Here is a 17,973-nt window from a genome sequence, read left to right on the forward strand (position 1 = left end):
ATATACGGCTCCGCCCCCGGACCCGCCGGTCAGACGTCGTCGAGGCCGCGCTCGATGGCGTACCGCACGAGCTCCACGCGGTTGTGCAGCTGGAGCTTGCCGAGGGTGTTCTGCACATGGTTCTGCACGGTGCGGTGCGAGATGACCAGGCGTTCGGCGATCTGCTTGTACGAGAGTCCCTTGGCGACCAGCCGCAGCACCTCGGTCTCCCGGTCGGTGAGCTGCGGGGCCTTGGGCTCGTTCGACGCCACGGGTACGGGGTCGGAGGCGAGCCGGCGGTACTCACCGAGGACCAGGCCCGCGAGGCCCGGGGTGAAGACCGGGTCGCCGGCCGCGGTGGAGCGGACGGCGTCGGTCAGTTCCTGGGTGGAGGCGGACTTCAGCAGATAGCCGGTGGCCCCGGACTTCACCGCCTCCAGGACGTCGGCGTGTTCGCCGCTCGCGGAGAGGACCAGGACCCGCAGGCCCGGGTGGGAGCCGACGAGCTCCTTGCAGACCTGGACGCCGGGCATGCCGGGGAGGTTCAGGTCGAGGACCAGGACGTCCGGGTTCACGGCCTTGGCCCGGCGGACCGCCTGCGGGCCGTCCCCGGCGGTCGCGACGACGTCGAAGCCGGACTCGGCCAGATCGCGGGCGACCGCGTCACGCCACATGGGGTGGTCGTCGACGACCATGACCCTGATGGGCCGGCCTGTGGCCCCCTGCTCGTCCTGTGCTGCGTTTGCTGCGTTCCGTGTACTCATCGGGCCGATCCTGCCTTCCCCCGGGAAACCTTCGGTGCTTTGGGAACCCTCAACTCGACCTCGCAGCCCTGTCCGGGCACCGAGATCAGCTCTGCCGTGCCGCCCAGGTCGCGCAGCCGGCCCCGGATGGACAGCGCGACTCCGAGCCGCCCCTCCCCCTCCGCCTGGGCGAGCCGCCCGTCCGGGATGCCGGGGCCGTCGTCCCGGACGGTGACGATGACCTCGCCGGGCTCGTCCTCGACCAGGATCCACGCCTGGGCGTCCGGGCCCGCGTGAACCCGCACGTTGTCCAGGGCGGCGCTGACGGCGGCGGCCAGTTCCCGGGCCGACTCCGCGGGGAGCAGCACCGGGGCGCCCGGTTCCGCGAAGCTCGTGCGGGATCCCGCGTGCGGGGCGAGCAGGGCCCGCAGGTCGCGGGCGGCCCCGTCGCCGGAGCCTTCGTCGTCCACCTCGACCGTGCGCACCACGGCCCCCTCGGCGGCGTCCTCGGAGACCCGGGTCGGTGGGAGCAGGCCGCTGGTGACCAGGGTGCGCAGGGCGACCTCCTGCTCCCCGGCCATCCGGCCCAGCTCGGCCGCCTCGCCGCCGATGGCGGTGCCCCGGCGCTGGACCATGGCGAGGACCTGGAGCACGCTGTCGTGGATGTCGCGGGCGAGCCGTTCGCGTTCGCGGGTGGTGGCCTCGATCTCCAGGGCGCGGGCCAGAGTGCGTTCACTGGCGCGGGCGACCTCGACGACGTACCCGATGGCGATGGAGGCGACCCAGACCAGCAGGACGTTGTGGTAGGTGTCCCGGCTGGGCTCACCGCGCTGGATGATGTTGGCGGCGGCGACGAACGTGGAGGCGAAGGCCGCCCACCGCCAGCCGCCCTTGATCGCGAAGGCGAGGACCGCGCCGGCCGTCCAGATCGACGGCAGCGTCGGGCCGTCGAACGACTGCGAGTCGAAGTCGGCGAGCGGGGTGAGCAGGATGCCGGCCAGCGCGACGACCAGGTCCGCGACGAGGAAGCGTTTGGTGCAGCCGGCCGCCGAGCGGACCTTCGGCAGCGTGGCGAGCGTCCAGACGAAGAGGAACGCCAGATACGCGACGGCCACCCAGGGCCGCTCGAACCTCTGCTGGCCGAAGTTGTCCTTCCCGAAGATCGCGAGCAGTACCGCGTAGATCATCGTCAGGACGCGGTAGCCCGTCAGCGCGCGCCACAGCGGCAGCTCGACCGACATCCGTACGACCCGCTCACGCTTGGCCATGGCCCCACACCCCCCGGGCGGTGAACGACGCGGTTACGCGTCGGACCGTTCCGTTCCGTTCTCGTTGCTCGCGGCGGCCTGCTTCTGGGCGCGCTTGGCCTCCTCCGCCCTGGCCTTCGCCTCGTCGGCGATCTGGCGCTTGGCGGCGGTGGCGTAGACGTCCACGTACTCCTGGCCGGAGAGCTTCATGATCTCGTACATGACCTCGTCGGTCACCGAGCGCAGGATGAAGCGGTCGCCGTCCATGCCCTGGTAGCGGCTGAAGTCCAGCGGCCTGCCGATCCGGATGCCGGGGCGCATCAGCTTGGGCATCACCTGGCCGGGCGGCTGGATCTTCTCGGTGTCGATCATGGCGACCGGGATCACGGGCGCTCCGGTGGCCAGCGCGACCCGGGCCAGGCCGCCGGGCTTGCCCCGGTAGAGGCGGCCGTCGGGCGAGCGGGTGCCCTCGGGGTAGATGCCGAAGAGGCCGCCGCTCTCGACGACCTGGATGCCCGCCCTGATCGCCGCCTCGCCCGCGCCGCGGGCTCCGGAGCGGTCGACGGGGAGCTGGCCGACGCCCTTGAAGAAGGCGGCGGTGAGCTTGCCCTTGACCCCGGGCGCGGTGAAGTACTCGGCCTTGGCGATGAAGGTGACCTTGCGGTCCAGCACGGCCGGGAGGAAGAACGAGTCGGAGAACGACAGGTGGTTGCTCGCGAGGATCGCCGGACCGCGCTCGGGGATGTTCTCCAGGCCCTCCACCCACGGCCGGAAGGCGAGCTTCAGGGACCCGCCGATGGAGAACTTCACTGCGCCGTAGATCAACTCTTGTGCCTCCTGTGTGCTGTCGTTGAGACCTTAGCCTGTGAGGTCGTCGCGGCCTTTGCCCGGCATGGAAGGACCGGCTGCCCCGGCGGGCCGTGCGGGGCGGCCCGGGGGGCGCGACGGCCCTGGTCGGTGTCGGTCCGGTCGCGTACGGTGAAGCCATCCGTCAAGCACTCCCCCAGGTGCCCGCCCGCCCCCGTCCCACGAACAGGAGACCCTGGTGCCGGTCCTCCCTGGAGCCGAGCCGTTCCGCCACGAGGGCGGAGAGGTCGGCGTCCTCCTCTGTCATGGCTTCACCGGATCGCCGCAGTCGCTGCGCCCCTGGGCGGAGCATCTCGCCGAGCGCGGGCTGACGGTCTCGCTGCCGCTGCTGCCGGGCCACGGCACTCGCTGGGAGGACATGGCGGTCACCGGCTGGCAGGACTGGTACGCGGAGGTGGACCGGGAGCTGCGCGTGCTGCGGGAGACGTGCGAGCGGGTCTTCGTCTTCGGCCTCTCCATGGGCGGCGCGCTGAGCCTGCGGCTCGCGGCCAAGCACGGAAACGCGATCAGCGGCCTGGTGCTGGTCAACCCGGCCAACAAGGTGCACGGCCTCGCCGCGTACGCGCTGCCGGTGGCCCGTCATCTGGTGCGGACGACCAAGGGCCTGTCCGACGACATCGCGCTCCCGGGGTCGCACGAGGTCGGCTACGACAAGGTGCCGCTGCACGCCGCTCACTCCGTGCGGAAGTTCTTCCGGCTGGTCGACGGGGAGCTGCCCCAGGTGACCCAGCCGGTGGTCCTGCTGCACAGCCCGCAGGACCATGTCGTGCCGCCCGCGGACAGCGCGCGGATCCTGAGCCGGATCTCCTCCACGGACGTCTCGGAGATCCTGTTGGAACAGAGCTACCACGTGGCGACGTTGGACCATGACGCGGAGCGGATCTTCGATGAGAGCTACCGGTTCATCGGCCGTCTCGCACCGAGCGTCGGGATGAAGGGGAGCACGTCCGGTGGCTGAGCACGACGCGGAACGCACAGGCAGCGACGAGGAGCGCGAACCGCGCCCCACGGAGCCGGCGGCCGTCCCGGAGGGGACGAAGCAGACGGGGGCCGAGGGAGCGGAGCAGGAGCGGGAGGTCGACGAGGACGCGGCGTGGGCCGCGATCGTCGAGGGGTACGGGGAGGAGCCGCCGGACCCGCCGGGCGCCAAGCCGTTCAAGTCCGTCGAGGACCTGGCGCTGCTGGAGGACGGTCAGCGCAATGTGGTGGGGCCGAAGGACGGCTCCGCCGATGATCCGGCGGACAAGGGGTCGGGCAAGACGCCCCCGAAGCCGCCGGAGAAGAAGCCGCTCGGCAGTTCCGTGGTCTTCGCGCCCGGTGTGGCCGGTCCCCGCGACTACGAGCTGCCCGGGTCCAAGGACGACGGGGTCGGCGAGCCGGACGACGGGGACGAGGGCCATTTCGTGCCCCCGGAGCCGCCGCCGCTGCCGGAGGCCGACGTCACGGCGAAGTTCGCCTGGCTCTCGGTGATCGGCGGGCCGGTCCTGATGCTGATCGCGGTGCTGTTCGGCTGGGAGATGACGTGGTGGCTCACCACGCTCTGCATCGGGGGCTTCCTCGGCGGCTTCGCCACCCTGGTGGCCCGGATGCCGCACGACGACGATGACGACACCTACGGCGACCCGGGGCGCGGCGCGGTCGTGTAGCCGCTCATCCGGCGGGAATTCTGAGGGCGGCCAGGACCGGCAGATGGTCCGTGGCCGCCTTCAGGTCTTCCCCGCTCACCCCGTCCAGCCCGGTCGGGACACCGCAGCCGAGCACGTCGACGCCGGGGGTCGCGAACACCGCGTCGATGCGCTTGCGCGGTCCGTCCGGGGGGAACGTCAGCTCATCACCCCACGGGGCGACGGCCCGGCAGTCCTGGAGGGGCGCGGCCAGGTGCCGGAACGCCTTCCCGGTCGGTACGTCGTTGAGGTCGCCGCCCGCCACGGCGTGCTCCACGCCCATCGCGGCCAGCCTCTCCAGCAGCAGGTCCGCCTGGGCGAGGCGCTCGTCGCGCTGGAGGCTCAGATGGCAGCTCAGCACCCCGAGTCTGGTCCCGGCGATCCGCACCACGGCGGTGGCGAAGCCCCTGCGGTGCAGGCCGGGGGTGAGCGGCAGCAGGACGTCCTCGGTGCGCTCGGCGGTCACCCGCAGCGAGCACAGCAGCAGCGGTCCGGCGGCGGTGGCCCCGCCGCTCAGCACCACCAGTCCGCTGCTCTTCGCCAGCCTGGCCGCGGCCTTGCGCCAGCGGAAGAAGCGCGGGGCCTCCTGGACGAGGACCAGGTCGGGCGCGCAGGCGCGGATCACCCGGGCCAGCGCGGCGGTGTCGTCGCGCATCGACCGGATGTTGTAGCTCAGCACTCTGATGACGGCTGAACCGTCCGGCTCGGTACGGGAGACGGGCAGTGGCGTCAGGACCATGCGGGCCACGATACGACGGACGCCCGCCGCTGCCCCGGAGGGCGGCGACGGGCGCCCTGGGCGTCGTACGGAGCCGGGGACTAACCCTGGCGGGCCAGGTCGGCCGCTCCCACGAGTCCCGCCTTGCCGCCGAGTCGGGCGGCCAGCACCTGGGCGTGCGGGCGCCATTCACCGCCGATCAGCCAGCGCCGGAACGACTTGCGGATCGGGTCGAGGACGAGCTCGCCCTCGTCCGACACGCCGCCGCCGACGATGAACGCGGACGGGTCGAACAGTGAGGCGAGGTCCGCCAGTCCGGCGCCGGCCCAGCGGGCCAGCTCACGGAACGAGTCGACGGCCACGGGGTCGCCCTGGCGGGCGGCCTCGCTGATGTGCTTGCCCTCGATGCCGTCCACCGAGCCGTCGCCGAGGCCGAGGAGCACGGCCGCGTTCTCGGGGGTGGCGTTGGCGCGCTGCTTCGCGTACCGGACGAGCGCGCGGCCGGAGGCGTACTGCTCCCAGCAGCCCTGGCTGCCGCAGCCGCACAGCAGACCGTCCGGGACGACCCGGATGTGGCCGAACTCGGCGGCCACGCCGAAGCGTCCGCGCCGCAGCTTGTTGCCGATGATGATGCCGCCGCCGAGGCCGGTACCGAGCGTGATGCAGATGACGTCGTCGTGACCCTGTCCTGCCCCGAAGCGATACTCGCCCCAGGCCGCGGCGTTGGCGTCGTTCTCGACGACGACGGGCAGACCGACGCGCTGCTCGACCTTGTCCTTGAGCGGCTCGTGACGCCAGTTGATGTTCGGTGCGAACAGCACGGTGGCGCGCTTGTCGTCGACATAGCCGGCGGCGCCGATGCCGACGGCCTCCACCTCGTGTCCCTCGCTCGCCCCGGCCACCGCCGCGCAGATCGCGTCGACGATGCCTTCGGCCGTCGGCGGGGTCGCCACCTTGAACGTCGAGAGGATCCGGCCCTCTTCGTCGACCACTCCGGCCGCGATCTTCGTGCCGCCGATATCGACGCCGATGGTGAGTCCCATGAATCCCTCAGTTTCGGTCGAGCCCCGCTAGGGGCAACCGTACCCGAGGCGTGGCACGGCCCCGGCCCCGGCCGGGGCCGGTCGGTGCCGGTCGGGGCTCCGGTCAGTCCAGGTCGATGCGTTCGGTGCCGGAGGGGCCTTCGTCCCGGGGGTCGGACGGGTCGTCGGCGGCCTCCTTCGAGGGGTCCGCGGGGCTCGCGGCGCCCGACGCGCCCTCGGTGGTGCGGGTCCAGCGGCTCTCCTGGCCCTCGACCGCGGAGCGGTAGGCGGCCAGCAGTTCGTTGCCCGCGGCGGCGAGGTGGTCGAAGAGCTGCGGGTTGCGTTCGATGACCGGTTCGACGGCGGACCTCGCCTGCCGGATGGCCTGCTGGACCGCGCCCTGGGCGGCGGCGCCCAGCAGCGGGGTCGGGAGCGAGGAGACCTTGTCGGCGACCGCGTCGACCAGCTTGCGCAGTTCCTCGGCGGCGGATCCGGGCTGGGGACCGTACTCGGCTCGGCGGCGGGCCTTCTCGGCCGCGAGGTCCTCGGCGCAGGCGTCGGCCCACGCGTCGCCGTCGACGGGACGATCGGTGGCTTCACTCATGGCGGACTCCTGCGACGCGGGGCGGCCGACGGTCGGCCTGCGGTACACGTACTACCGACGTTACCCGAATGGCCGCAGGCCGTTCAGGAGGTGCGCGGCCACAGGGCCGGATCCGGCGTGAACCGCACCCGGAGCACCCCGTCGGACAGGGCCGCGCCGGAGACGGTGCAACGGCGCAGCGCGGAGGCGATCCGCACGATCCGGTGGAAGGGGCCGACGGTCAGGAGCAGTTCGTCGCCCCGGCGGACCAGGCGCAGTTGCTCCTTGGCGGCCCCGGGCAGCGGCAGGCACCAGGTGAGGGTGAGGGTCCCGTCCTCGGCGTCCGGGTCCTCCTCGATCCACCAGGGGTCGCCGGCCCGGCCGGGCGTCCGGTGGTCCGGGGCGGGCATCTCCAGCGCGGCCAGGTCGTCCGGGCCCTCGGGGTCGCGGCCCAGGTGGGCCGCCTCGTGCACGGGGAGGTCCGGGGCCACGTCCTGGTGCCAGTGGTCCAGGCACTTCTCCTGCTGGGCGGCGAGCGCGGCGAACCAGGGGTCGGGCGAGTGCCGGGGCAGCACACGGGAGGCGACCAGCAGGTCGGCGCCCAGTCCGTGCAGGGCGAGACCGGTACGGGCGGCGCGCAGGGCGTCCTCGCCGGCGGGCCCCGGCTCCGCGACCAGGCGGAGTGTGGTGGCCCCGTCCTCGATCAGGGCCTGGACGGCGGCCAGCTCGGCGTCCTTGCGGGCGGCGGCCTCGTACAGCCACTGCGCGGGCATCGGGACCCCGGCGAGCTGGGCGAGGACCGGGCGCAGGGCGCGGGCGGCCTGGCGTTCGGCGGGGAGCAGCCGGCGCAGGTAGCGGCGCAGCTGTTCCGGCAGGGCGAGCAGGGCCAGGGCTTCGGCGAGCGGCGGCAGGTCGACGACGAGGGTGTCGTAGCCGGACCAGTCTCCCTCGGCGGCCCGGCGCAGGGTGTGCAGCAGGGCGAGCTGCGGGGAGCCGGGGAGTTCGGTGAGCTCCTCGCCGTCGAGCCGGCCCGCGCCGAGCAGGTCCAGGACGCCGGAGGCGCGCTTCTGGAGCTCGGTGAGTTCGGCGCGGAAGTGCTCGCCGGAGTCGATGCGGGCGTGGTCGAGGCCGTCGGCGGCCCGGGTCGGTTCCGAGGCGGCCGGGAAGCCGGGTATGGCCTCGGCGGAGACCAGCAGCGTGCGGCTGCCGTTCGCGGCAGCGGCCAGTGCGGTGGCCGCGGCGACGGTGGTGCGGCCCGCACCGCCGGGGCCGGTGACCAGGACCGTACGCACGGCCCTCAGTTCTCCGGTGCGGACTCGACGCGCTTCTTCAGACCGGCGAGGGCGCGGTCGATGATGACCTTCTCGGCCTTGCGCTTGATCATGCCGAGCAGCGGGATCTTGACGTCGACGGCGAGCCGGTAGGTGACCTCGGTGCGCTCGCCGCCGCCGAGCGGGGCGAGGGCGTACGTGCCGTCCAGGGAGCGCAGCATCTGGGACTTGACGAGGCTCCAGCTGACCTCGTTCGCGCCGGTCCAGGTGTAGGAGAGGACGTGGTCGTCCTTGATCGCCCCGGCGTCCAGGACGAGGCGGACCTGCTCGGCACGGCCCTGGTCGTCGGTGGAGAGGACCTCGGCCTCCTTGACCTCGCCGGTCCACTCCGGGTAGCGGGCGAAGTCCGCGATCACGCCCATGACGTCGGCCGGCGCCGCCTCGATCGTGATGCTCGAGCTGGTGTGTTCAGCCATCGCCGTGGCCCTCCAGTGCGGTGTAACCGGTCGCGTTCGGCAGGAGCCTGCCGCTGTGCAGGCTATCGCGTGCCCGGGGGGCTCCGGTCCACGCCCCGGCCGCCCGCGGTCACCAGCTCAGCGCCCAGGGTGTCCCGGTCGACGCGAAGTGGCCGACGTTCACGCACTCGGTGGTCCCGATCCGCATCCGGCGGACCAACGGCTGGTGAACATGGCCGAAAAGCGCGTACCGGGGGCGGGTGGCGCGGATTGCCTCCAGCAGGGCGCGGCTGCCGCGTTCGAAGCGGCGGGCGACGGTGTCGTACGTCAGCTCGGGGACCTCGGGCGGGATGTGCGAGCAGAGGACGTCGACCGGGCCGAGCCCCTCGACCTTGGCGGCGTACTCCTCGTCGCTGATCTCGTAGGGGGTGTTCATCGGGGTCGTGAGGCCGCCGCCGACGAAGCCGAAGACCCGGCCGCCGATCTCGACGCGTTCGCCGTCGAGCACGATGGTGCCGGGGCGGGCGTACTCGGGCCAGAGGCCGGGGATGTCGACGTTGCCGTAGGTGGCGTACGTCGGAGTGGGGAAGGCCGCGAAGAGTTCGGCGTACTGCTTGCGCACCGCGCCGAGGATCTCGGTGTCACGGTCGCGGCCCGCCCACAGCTCGCGGCCGAAGGCACGGGCCTCGTCGTAGCGGCGGGCGGTGCGCAGGGCGACGATACGGTCGGCGCTCTCCCTGCCGAACAGGTCGGGGAAGATGCCGCGCGAGTGGTCGGCGTAGTCGAGGAAGAGCACCAGGTCACCGAGGCAGATCAGGGCGTCGGCGCCGTCCCCGGCGCGGGCCAGGGCCTCGGTGTTGCCGTGCACGTCGCTGACCACGTGGATCCGGGTCGATCCGCCGGCCCGGTCCCGGCTGTCCGGTTCGCTGCCTCGCATGGGATCACCCTAGGGTGCCGCTTCCGTCGCTGGTAGACCGTCCGGACCTGCGGTTACTTCCACGTCGGGACGGCAGTGGACTACTGTGCGCGAAAGGGCCATTTATATGTGTGACGCATAAGACATCTGGCCGGAACCCCCTATCCGGAACCGAGTACTGGTGGGTAACGTCCGGGCAGTCCAGTCGTGCTCACCCCACTTGAGCACCCGCCGTTCTTGGACCGCAGCCGGTGCGTCACACAGAGCCGTGGCACCGGAGCCCGATGAGGAGCAGCAGTCTTGCGCGAGTTCAGCCTTCCGGCCCTGTACGAGGTCCCGACGGACGGCAACCTGACGGATCTCATCCGCCGCAATGCCGCTCACCATCCCGAAGTCGCGGTGATGAGCCGCAAGGTGGCCGGCGTCTGGACGGACGTCAGCGCCACGCGGTTCCTGGCCGAGGTGAGAGCCGCCGCCAAGGGTCTGATCGCCTCGGGCGTGCAGCCCGGTGACCGGGTCGCCCTGATGTCGCGCACCCGTTTCGAGTGGGTGCTGCTGGACTTCGCGATCTGGAGCGCGGGCGCGGTGACCGTGCCGGTGTACGAGACGAGCTCCGCCGAGCAGGTGCGGTGGATCCTCGGCGACTCCGGGGCGGTGGCGGTGCTGGTGGAGAGCGACGCGCACGCCGCGTCCGTGGCCTCCGTACGGGAGGCGCTGCCGGATCTCGCGCACGTCTGGCAGCTCGACGCGGGCGCGGTGGAGGCATTGGCCGAGGCGGGGGCCGAGGTCTCGGAGGAGACCATGGACCTGCGGACGCGCAGCGCCAAGGCGGACGACCCGGCGACGATCGTCTACACCTCGGGCACCACGGGCCGCCCCAAGGGCTGTGTGCTCACCCACCGCAGCTTCTTCGCCGAGTGCGGCAACGTGGTGGAGCGGCTGAAGCCCCTCTTCCGCACGGGCGAGTGCTCGGTGCTGCTGTTCCTGCCCGCCGCGCACGTCTTCGGCCGGCTGGTCGAGGTGGCGTCGGTGATGGCCCCGATCAGGCTCGGCTGCGTCCCCGACATCAAGAACCTCACGGACGAGCTGGCCTCGTTCCGGCCGACGCTGATCCTGGGCGTGCCCCGGGTCTTCGAGAAGGTCTACAACGCGGCCCGCGCCAAGGCACAGGCGGACGGCAAGGGCAAGATCTTCGACCGGGCCGCCGACACGGCGATCTCCTACAGCAGGGCGCTGAGCACCCCGCAGGGCCCCGCACTGGGGCTGAGGCTCAAGCACAAGCTCTTCGACAGGCTGGTCTTCGGCAAGCTCCGGGCCGTCCTCGGCGGCCGGGGCGAGTACGCGATCTCGGGCGGCGCCCCGCTGGGCGAGCGGCTCGGTCACTTCTACCGGGGCATCGGCTTCACGGTCCTGGAGGGCTACGGCCTGACCGAGACCTGTGCGGCGACCGCGTTCAACCCGTGGGACCGGCCGAAGATCGGCACGGTCGGCCAGCCGTTGCCCGGTTCGGTCGTGCGGATCGCGGACGACGGCGAGGTGCTGCTGCACGGCGAGCACCTGTTCACCGGTTACTGGAAGAACGAGTCGGCCTCGGCCGAGGCGCTGGCCGACGGCTGGTTCCACACCGGGGACATCGGCACGCTCGACGAGGACGGCTATCTCGCGATCACCGGCCGCAAGAAGGAGATCATCGTGACGGCGGGCGGCAAGAACGTCGCCCCGGCCGTCATCGAGGACCGCATCCGGGCGCATGCCCTGGTCGCCGAGTGCATGGTGGTCGGCGACGGCCGCCCGTTCGTCGGTGCGCTGGTCACGCTGGACGAGGAGTTCCTGGGCCGCTGGGCCGAGGAGCACGGCAAGCCGGCCGGGTCGACGGCCCTTTCGCTGCGCGAGGACCCGGAGCTGCTGGCCGAGGTGCAGCGGGCGGTGGACGACGGCAACGCGGCGGTCTCCAAGGCCGAGTCGGTGCGCAAGTTCCGTATTCTTCCGGCCCAGTTCACCGAGGAGGCGGGCCACATCACGCCGTCGCTGAAGCTGAAGCGGAATGTGGTGGCGAAGGACTTCGCGGACGAGGTGGAGTCGATCTACCGCGCCTGAGCGGTGGTCGCGCGGAGGGGCCCGCACCGATATCCCCGGACGCCGTCGGTACCGACGGCGTCCGATATCCCGGTACGGGCCCCTCCGTCGTGAGCGCGCTCACAGCAGGGTCTTGAGCCTCTCCGCCAGCAGGTCCCAGCGCCACTTCTCCTCGACCCAGGCCCGGCCCCGCTCCCCCATCCGCCGCCGCAGCTCCGGGTCGCCGAGCAGCGTCACGATCCGGTCCGCCGACTCCTCGGCGCTGCCGCCGCGCACCACCCACCCGGTCTCGCCGTCGAGCACCGCGTCCGGGGCGCCGCCCGAGTCGCCGGCCACCACGGGCAGCCCGGTCGCGGACGCCTCCAGGTAGACGATCCCGAGGCCCTCCACGTCGAGGCCGCCGCGCCGGGTGCGGCAGGGCATCGCGAAGACGTCCCCGGCCCCGTAGTGCGCGGGCAGCTCGGCCCAGGGCACCGGTCCGGTGAAGCGCACCGAGTCCTGGACCCCGGTCTGAGCCGCGAGCCGCTTCAGCTCCTTGGCGTACGGTCCGCCGCCGACGATCAGGAGCACCGTGTCCGGGAGCCGCGCGAGGATCGCGGGCATGGCCAGGATCAGCGTGTCCTGGCCCTTGCGCGGCACCAGGCGGGATACGCAGACGACCACCGGGCGGTCGGAGAGCCCGAGGCGGGCCCGGACCCGGTCGCCGCCGGACGCCGGGTGGAAGGTCTTCTCGTCGACGCCGGGCGGCAGTTGGGCCATGCGCCCGGCGGCCTCGGGGGTGAGGGCGCCGGCGATCCGGGAGCGGGTGTATTCACCGAGATAGGTGATCGTGTCCGTGCCTTCCCCGATCCGGCGCAGCAGCTGCCGGGAGGCGGGCAGTTGCGCCCAGCCGGCCTCGTGGCCGTGGGTGGTGGCGACGAGTCGCCGGGCGCCCGCGCGGCGCAGCGCCGGCGCCATCAGGCCGAGCGGAGCGGCGGCACCGAACCAGACGGAGGTGCAGCCGTGTTCGCGCAGCAGACCGGTGGCCCGGCGGGTGACGCGCGGGGTCGGCAGCAGCATCGTCGTCCGGTCGCGGACCACGGTGAACGGCTGCTCGGCGTCGAAGGCGGCGGTGGCCGCCGCGCCCTCCTCGCCGCGCTTCCAGGTGGAGGCGTAGACGACGACCCGGTCGGGATCCAGGCGCAGTGCCATGTTGTGCAGGAACGCCTGGATGCCACCGGGGCGGGGCGGGAAGTCATTGGTCACGATCAAGGTCTTGTCCATCGTCGCCGACAGTACCGAACGGCCGCGCTTCACCGCTGACGTGCCCGGCCCCCGGCATCATGGGCCGCCGGGAGACCGGCGGGGGACGACGAAGGCGGACGGTGCGATGACGGGACGAGCACCCACCGGCGCGGGACCCTGGCCGTACGCGGTGTGGGCGCTGACCCGGGCCTGGCTGCTGGCCTGCGTGTTCAAGGTGGTCACGGTGCCCGGCCCGGACGTCACGGTGGACGTGTCGGTGATCTACCGGAGGTGGTACGAGGTCCTGCTGACCGGTACGTATCCGCTGGACGACGTCACCTGGCAGTACCCGCCGGGAGCGGCCCTGGCGATCCTCTCCCCGGCCCTGCTGCCGTTCCTGGAGTACGCGGCGGCCTTCTTCGTCCTCGTCCTGCTCTGCGACGCGCTGGTGCTGGGGCTGCTGCTGTACGCGGGGCGACGGCCGGGGATAAGGGCGGCGGGCGCGTGGGTGTGGATCGTGGGGGTGCCGCTGCTGGGGCCCACGGTCTATGCCCGCTACGACCTGATGGTGACGGCGGTCGCGGTGGCGGCGCTGCTGGCGGGGGTGCGCATGCCCCGGGCCCTGGGGGCGCTGGCCGCGTTCGGGGCACTGCTGAAGGGGTGGCCGGCACTGCTGCTGGTGGGGGTGCGCAAGGGGCGTGTGACACGGGCGGCCTGGACGACGGCGGCGCTGACGGCGGCGGGGCTCGCGGCGGCGTTCGCACAGTGGATGCCGGGAGCGTACGCGTTCCTGGCCTTCCAACGGGACCGGGGCACCGAGGTCGAGTCCCTGGGGGCGCTGGTCTTCCACGTGGCGCGGCGATTCGGCTGGGAGGGGCGGGTGGAGCTGCGCTACGGCTCGCTGGAGTTCCTCGGCCCGCACGTGGAGCTGGTGTCGACGCTGGCGTTGGGGCTCGCCGTCCTGGCGCTGGGCTGGCTGCTGCTGTGGCGGCTTCGGGCGGGGGTGTTCGCGGCGCACACCCCCGCCGAGGCGGCGTTCACCGCGGTGCTGCTGTTCACGGTCACCAGCCGGGTGATCAGCCCGCAGTACGTGGTGTGGCTGGTCGGGCTCGCGGCGGTGAGTCTGGCGTTCCGGGGTGCCTCGATGACGCTCCCGGCCGTGCTGGTGCTGGTGGCGGCGGGGGTGACGCTGCTGGAGTTCCCGGTCGGCTTCGGCCATGTGGTGGCGAGCGACGCGTGGGGGGTGACGCTCCTTCTCGTACGGAACGGGCTGCTGGTGGCGGCCTCGCTGATCGCGGCGCGGCGGCTGTGGCGGTCGACCGTGCCGGGGCGGCCACGTGCCCGGGCCGCCCTTCTCGCGGGCGGGGGTCAGCCGAGCCGGGTGGCGAGGTAGTCGCGCCAGTCGGCGGTGAACTGCTCGGGAGTGGTGTCGAGCACCGCGTCCAGCGCCTGTTCCACCGCACCCTCGCGCCCGGGGTGCGCGCCGACGGTCTCGTAGAAGGCGACCAGCTTCTCCTTGCCCCACCGCTCCGCGATCAGCTCGCAGGCCAGCCAGCCGCCCTCGTAGGCCCCCGCGAGCTTCGCCGGGTCGCCGTCGAATCCGAACTCCGGGTCGGTGGGGAGTTCGGCGGGGGTCCGGCCGCTGCGGACGGCGTCGGCCAGCTCGGGGGCGATGGTGTCGGCGGCGCGGTCCTCGCCCCGGTAGGCGGTCCAGTCGGCGAAGCCCTCGGAGAGCCAGACCGGGGTGGCGGTGGAGGTACTGGTCCGGGTGGCGACATGGGTCGTCTCATGGGTCAGGACGATCCGCTGCCCGAAACTGCCCAGGGTGGCGTACGCCTGCGGGTTGACGATCACCCGGTCGGCGATGGCCGGGCGCTCACCGGTGCCGCCCACTTCGCCGGTGGTGACGGCGGCGATGCCCCGGTAGCTGGCCTCCGGCGAGCCCAGCAGTCCCGCCATGTCCTCGACGGAGTCCGGGACGAGGATCACCACCCGGCGGGTCCAGGGCCTCGGCCAGGCGTCCGACACGGCCGGTACGGCGAGGTCCACGGTGTCGGCGACCTGGCGCAGCTCGCCCTCGGACCGCCCGACACCCAGGACTATCGCGTGCTCGCCCTCGACGACCTCGACGTCCCCCTGCTGCCACAGCTGCCCGGAGGCTCCCTTGGCGGGCCGGTCGTCGGTGATGTACCAGCGCTCCCCGTCGCGCATCAGCTCCAGGACGCGGCGGGTGGCGACGGGGGCGGTGTCGTACCCGTCGATGCGGTAGCGCAGCTCCACCTCGGCGGTGGCCCACCGCCCGTCCTGCTCGGTGATGCCCTCGACGTCGTAGGTCCAGGACTTCAGGGGCACATCGGCGAGCCGGTCCAGCTCGGTACGCTGGGCTGCCCGCAGCTTCGCGGCGTCCGGGGCGAGGCCGTCGAGGTAGCCCGCCGGGTCGTGGGCGAGGACGGCCGCCGCGCGGCGCTCCAGGGTGGCGTCGAGGGCGCCGGTGGTGAGGAAGGTCTCCGTGTCGGCGGGGGCTGTGCAGGCGGACACGGTCAGGAGCCCGACGAGCAGCAGGCCCGCCGGGCGCCGCCGTCCCCGGGGGCGTCCCCCTCGCGCGTCACATCCTCGTACGGCCACCCTGCCGATCGTACGGTCAGATCCGGGTCACCGAGGAGACGGGCATCATGCCGACCGGATCGTAGCGGACCGGGGCGCCGGGGTAGGGGGCGTGGATGACCTGGCCGTTGCCGACGTACATGCCGATGTGGCTGGCGTCCGCGCGGTAGGCGACCAGGTCGCCGGGCCGGGCCTGGGAGAGGGGCACCATGCGGCCCGCGTACCGCTGGGCCTGGGAGGTGCGGGGCAGGCTCACCCCGGCCTGGCCGTAGGCCCACTGCATCAGGCCGGAACAGTCGAACCCGGAGGGCCCGTTGGCGCCCCAGACGTAGGGTCTCCCGAGCGCCTGGTGGGCGGCGGCCACGGCGGACATCGCGCGGGCCGAGCCGGGGGCGGCCCCGGAGAGGTCGGGCAGCCCTTCGCGGCCGGAGCGGGCGGCCCGGTCGAAGGTGGCGCGTTCCTCGGGCGGCAGCGAGTCCAGCAGTCGGCGGGCCTCACGGAGCTTGCCCTCGACGGCATGCTTGTGGCGGGTGACGGCGGCCCGGTTGCGCTCCAGCTCGGTCAGGGCGCGGGTGGTCTCCGCGCGGGTCTGGGCGAGCCCCCGCTGCGCGTGCCGCAGCTTGTCCAGGATCATCGCCTGGCGGGCGCCGGCCCGGTCGAGGGCGGCTGCCCGCTCCAGGTAGGTGTCCGGGTCGGCGGAGAGCAGCAGGGCGAGCGTCGGGTCGATGGAGCCGGTGCGGTACTGCGCGCCCGCCATCGCGCCGAGCGCGTCGCGCATCCGGTTGACGCGTTCCTGGCCCCGGGCCGTGGCGTCCTGGGAACGGTCCGCCTCGCCGCGCAGCCGGTCCACGCGTTCCCCGGCCTCGTTGAAGCGCTCGGTGGCCTGCTCCGCCTCCCCGTAGAGGCGGTCGACGGCGGCTTTGGCGCTCTCCCGGGTGTCCTTCGGGTCGGCGCTCGCCGGGGCCCCGGTCAGCGTCGCGGCCGCGGTGGCGGCGGCCGCCGAGATGACCGTGACCCGGACGCCTCTGTTGAAGCCGGACTGTGTGGAACGGCGATGGGACACCACAGGTAGCCGCACTCCCTTCCGCTGACGCGGTAGTGCGCAGCCCCTGCCACCCGGGGCGGGCGGACGGAGACCGGGAGCTGCGCGGCAGCCAGACAGTAATCGGGCGACTACGCACCGGCAAAAGACCGCGCCGGTGGCGGCGGCGGGGCCGGACGCCGCCGCCCCGCCGGTGACCTTGGTCTCCGGCGGGGCGGGGGCGTCAGTGTGGTGCGCGGCGATTCCCTCGTTCGGGCGTGCCGCGGGGCGTGCCGTGACGTCAGATGCGGACGCCGAACTGGAAGGTGCCCATGTAGTCCATCGACTCGTAGCGGACGACGGTGCCCGGCTTCGGGGCGTGCAGGATCTGGTTGTTGCCGGCGTAGAAGCCGACGTGCGCCAGGTTGTTGAAGAAGACCAGGTCGCCCGGCTTGAGCTGGCTGCGGCCGATCTTCGTGCCGTCGTTGTGCTGGGTGAACGTGGTCCGGGTGATGGAGACGCCGGCCTGGGCGAAGGCCCACTGGGTCAGCCCGGAGCAGTCGTAGGAGTTGGGGCCCGAGCCGCCGGAGACGTACGGCTTGCCGATCTGCGTGGCGGCCGCGGCCAGGGCGGCGGCCCCACGGCCGGACGCGGGGGACTCGTTGCCGAGTTCGACCCGGTCGCCGGCGGCGCGGCTGGCGCGCTGCTCGTCCTTCTGGATCTTGGCGCGCTCGGCCTGGGTCAGCGTGTTGAGCAGCTGCTGGGCGTCAGCCAGTTTGCCCTGGTACTTCTTCTTGTTCTCGCCGAGCGTCTTGCGGACGTCGGCGAGGTCGCCGAGCTTGTCCTGGGCTTCCTTGCGCTGCTGGGCGAGGGTGCGCTGCTTGGACTGGATCTTCTGCAGCGACTCCGTCTGCTTGACCGTCAGCTGGTCGAGCGCGGAGGCCTGGTCGAGGAAGCTGTCCGGGTCCGAGGCGAGGAAGAGGGCCACGGAGGGGTCGATGCCGCCGGAGCGGTACTGCGCGGTGGCGATGGAACCCAGCTCGGTGCGGAGCGTGTTGAGCTCGGCCTGGCCGCGGGCGACCTTGTCCTGGAGCGCGTCGACATCCTTCTTGAGGTTGTCCTGCTGCTCCTTGGCCCCGTTGTACTTCTCGGTGGCCGCCTCGGCCTCGTGGTAGAGGTCGTCGACCTTCGACTTGACTTCGCCCTTGCTCGGCTTGGGGTCGGCGTGGGCGGCCTGGGAGGTCAGGGCCACGGCCGCGGCGGCGGTCGCGGTGAGCACGGTCACGCGGGCGCGGCTCGGCTGCTTGGGACGACGGTGGGACGCCACGAAGTCGAGCTCCTTCTTCCTCAGAGCCGCCTACCGGGCCGTTGGGAATAAGGATCCCCGGCTCCGCGCTCATGACGGACTCGGCGGTTCCTTCGCCGCCACCCCCCATGGGTGATCAACCGTGCGAAGGTTCGAGCTGACCCTAGTGACCATCTCGTGATCAGTTCAAATCCTCACAGGATTTTTCTCGTCACATCAGGCACTTCTTTACTCTCACCCCACCGCGTGTAGCGGCGACTTGACCGTACGTTCCCAG

Annotated in this window: 17 protein-coding genes; 4 read left to right on the forward strand and 13 right to left on the reverse strand. The window is 72.7% G+C overall.

Going from position 1 to position 17,973, the window contains the following annotated elements; translation table 11 throughout:
* Positions 1 to 29: 29 nt before the first annotated feature.
* Genes ACZ60Q_RS01050 through ACZ60Q_RS01060 form a run of 3 tightly spaced genes read right to left on the reverse strand, consistent with a single transcriptional unit; the run spans position 30 to position 2,794 of the window.
* On the reverse strand, positions 30 to 743 hold the full coding sequence (locus ACZ60Q_RS01050) for a response regulator (protein ID WP_469626504.1): 714 nt from the start codon (positions 741 to 743) through the stop codon (positions 30 to 32).
* Positions 740 to 1,990 (reverse strand): MacS family sensor histidine kinase, encoded by a 1,251-nt coding sequence (gene macS, locus ACZ60Q_RS01055; protein ID WP_469626507.1) that lies wholly within the window; start codon positions 1,988 to 1,990, stop codon positions 740 to 742. Before macS ends, ACZ60Q_RS01050 begins: the two co-directional genes overlap by 4 nt.
* A gap of 33 nt (positions 1,991 to 2,023) precedes the next feature.
* Positions 2,024 to 2,794, reverse strand: coding sequence for a lysophospholipid acyltransferase family protein (locus ACZ60Q_RS01060; RefSeq protein ID WP_469626510.1), 771 nt, complete (start codon positions 2,792 to 2,794; stop codon positions 2,024 to 2,026).
* Between the two features lie 220 nt (positions 2,795 to 3,014).
* Here ACZ60Q_RS01060 and ACZ60Q_RS01065 point away from each other — a divergent pair, with 220 nt between their 5' ends.
* Both ACZ60Q_RS01065 and ACZ60Q_RS01070 read left to right on the forward strand, forming a co-directional pair.
* Positions 3,015 to 3,794 (forward strand): alpha/beta hydrolase, encoded by a 780-nt coding sequence (locus ACZ60Q_RS01065; protein ID WP_469626513.1) that lies wholly within the window; start codon positions 3,015 to 3,017, stop codon positions 3,792 to 3,794.
* Positions 3,787 to 4,482: a hypothetical protein gene (locus ACZ60Q_RS01070; protein ID WP_469626516.1), complete on the forward strand. Its 696-nt coding sequence runs from the start codon at positions 3,787 to 3,789 to the stop codon at positions 4,480 to 4,482. The genes ACZ60Q_RS01065 and ACZ60Q_RS01070 overlap by 8 nt, the downstream gene beginning before the upstream one ends.
* 4 nt (positions 4,483 to 4,486) lie before the next feature.
* Here the strand turns inward: ACZ60Q_RS01070 and ACZ60Q_RS01075 are convergent, their stop codons facing one another.
* From ACZ60Q_RS01075 to ACZ60Q_RS01100, 6 genes are all read right to left on the reverse strand, one after another.
* Positions 4,487 to 5,239 (reverse strand): endonuclease/exonuclease/phosphatase family protein, encoded by a 753-nt coding sequence (locus ACZ60Q_RS01075; protein WP_469626518.1) that lies wholly within the window; start codon positions 5,237 to 5,239, stop codon positions 4,487 to 4,489.
* An 80-nt stretch (positions 5,240 to 5,319) separates the two neighbouring features.
* Positions 5,320 to 6,261, reverse strand: coding sequence for an ROK family glucokinase (locus tag ACZ60Q_RS01080; RefSeq protein WP_469626521.1), 942 nt, complete (start codon positions 6,259 to 6,261; stop codon positions 5,320 to 5,322).
* Positions 6,262 to 6,364: 103 nt separating this feature from the next.
* Positions 6,365 to 6,844, reverse strand: coding sequence for a DUF5304 domain-containing protein (locus ACZ60Q_RS01085; protein WP_469626524.1), 480 nt, complete (start codon positions 6,842 to 6,844; stop codon positions 6,365 to 6,367).
* 83 nt (positions 6,845 to 6,927) lie between these two features.
* Positions 6,928 to 8,115 carry an ArsA family ATPase gene (locus ACZ60Q_RS01090; RefSeq protein ID WP_469626527.1) on the reverse strand — a complete coding sequence of 396 codons (1,188 nt, stop codon included), beginning with the start codon at positions 8,113 to 8,115 and terminating at the stop codon, positions 6,928 to 6,930.
* Between the two features lie 5 nt (positions 8,116 to 8,120).
* Positions 8,121 to 8,570, reverse strand: coding sequence for an SRPBCC family protein (locus tag ACZ60Q_RS01095; RefSeq protein ID WP_398613738.1), 450 nt, complete (start codon positions 8,568 to 8,570; stop codon positions 8,121 to 8,123).
* Between the two features lie 109 nt (positions 8,571 to 8,679).
* Positions 8,680 to 9,486, reverse strand: a complete 807-nt coding sequence (locus tag ACZ60Q_RS01100; protein ID WP_469626530.1) for a metallophosphoesterase family protein — start codon at positions 9,484 to 9,486, stop codon at positions 8,680 to 8,682.
* A 279-nt stretch (positions 9,487 to 9,765) separates the two neighbouring features.
* On the opposite strand from ACZ60Q_RS01100, the gene ACZ60Q_RS01105 reads away from it, so the two are divergent.
* Positions 9,766 to 11,562, forward strand: a complete 1,797-nt coding sequence (locus tag ACZ60Q_RS01105; protein ID WP_469626533.1) for an AMP-dependent synthetase/ligase — start codon at positions 9,766 to 9,768, stop codon at positions 11,560 to 11,562.
* Positions 11,563 to 11,661: 99 nt separating this feature from the next.
* Here the strand turns inward: ACZ60Q_RS01105 and ACZ60Q_RS01110 are convergent, their stop codons facing one another.
* Entirely contained in the window at positions 11,662 to 12,804 is a 1,143-nt protein-coding gene (locus ACZ60Q_RS01110; protein WP_469626536.1) for a glycosyltransferase family 4 protein, read from the reverse strand.
* A gap of 106 nt (positions 12,805 to 12,910) precedes the next feature.
* Here ACZ60Q_RS01110 and ACZ60Q_RS01115 point away from each other — a divergent pair, with 106 nt between their 5' ends.
* Entirely contained in the window at positions 12,911 to 14,158 is a 1,248-nt protein-coding gene (locus ACZ60Q_RS01115) for a glycosyltransferase 87 family protein (protein WP_469626539.1), read from the forward strand.
* Here ACZ60Q_RS01115 and ACZ60Q_RS01120 read toward each other — a convergent pair.
* The 3 genes from ACZ60Q_RS01120 to ACZ60Q_RS01130 all read right to left on the reverse strand — a co-directional run bounded on the left by ACZ60Q_RS01120 (position 14,134) and on the right by ACZ60Q_RS01130 (position 17,717).
* Positions 14,134 to 15,390: a hypothetical protein gene (locus ACZ60Q_RS01120; RefSeq protein ID WP_469626542.1), complete on the reverse strand. Its 1,257-nt coding sequence runs from the start codon at positions 15,388 to 15,390 to the stop codon at positions 14,134 to 14,136. The genes ACZ60Q_RS01115 and ACZ60Q_RS01120 overlap by 25 nt on opposite strands.
* A 16-nt stretch (positions 15,391 to 15,406) precedes the next feature.
* Positions 15,407 to 16,435, reverse strand: coding sequence for a C40 family peptidase (locus ACZ60Q_RS01125; protein ID WP_469626545.1), 1,029 nt, complete (start codon positions 16,433 to 16,435; stop codon positions 15,407 to 15,409).
* A gap of 256 nt (positions 16,436 to 16,691) precedes the next feature.
* Positions 16,692 to 17,717, reverse strand: coding sequence for a C40 family peptidase (locus ACZ60Q_RS01130; protein ID WP_469626548.1), 1,026 nt, complete (start codon positions 17,715 to 17,717; stop codon positions 16,692 to 16,694).
* Between the last annotated feature and the right edge of the window lie 256 nt (positions 17,718 to 17,973).

This window comes from Streptomyces sp. NPDC104313 (assembly GCF_055583985.1).

What these genes read in the sequence shown, in the direction of transcription:
- ACZ60Q_RS01115 (WP_469626539.1), top strand. Translation starts at nt 12,911, where the DNA reads ATGACGGGACGAGCACCCACCGGCGCGGGACCCTGGCCGTACGCGGTG.
- ACZ60Q_RS01080 (WP_469626521.1), bottom strand. Translation starts at nt 6,261, where the DNA reads ATGGGACTCACCATCGGCGTCGATATCGGCGGCACGAAGATCGCGGCC.
- ACZ60Q_RS01100 (WP_469626530.1), bottom strand. Translation starts at nt 9,486, where the DNA reads ATGCGAGGCAGCGAACCGGACAGCCGGGACCGGGCCGGCGGATCGACC.
- ACZ60Q_RS01095 (WP_398613738.1), bottom strand. Translation starts at nt 8,570, where the DNA reads ATGGCTGAACACACCAGCTCGAGCATCACGATCGAGGCGGCGCCGGCC.
- ACZ60Q_RS01085 (WP_469626524.1), bottom strand. Translation starts at nt 6,844, where the DNA reads ATGAGTGAAGCCACCGATCGTCCCGTCGACGGCGACGCGTGGGCCGAC.
- ACZ60Q_RS01075 (WP_469626518.1), bottom strand. Translation starts at nt 5,239, where the DNA reads ATGGTCCTGACGCCACTGCCCGTCTCCCGTACCGAGCCGGACGGTTCA.
- ACZ60Q_RS01110 (WP_469626536.1), bottom strand. Translation starts at nt 12,804, where the DNA reads ATGGACAAGACCTTGATCGTGACCAATGACTTCCCGCCCCGCCCCGGT.
- macS (WP_469626507.1), bottom strand. Translation starts at nt 1,990, where the DNA reads ATGGCCAAGCGTGAGCGGGTCGTACGGATGTCGGTCGAGCTGCCGCTG.
- ACZ60Q_RS01050 (WP_469626504.1), bottom strand. Translation starts at nt 743, where the DNA reads ATGAGTACACGGAACGCAGCAAACGCAGCACAGGACGAGCAGGGGGCC.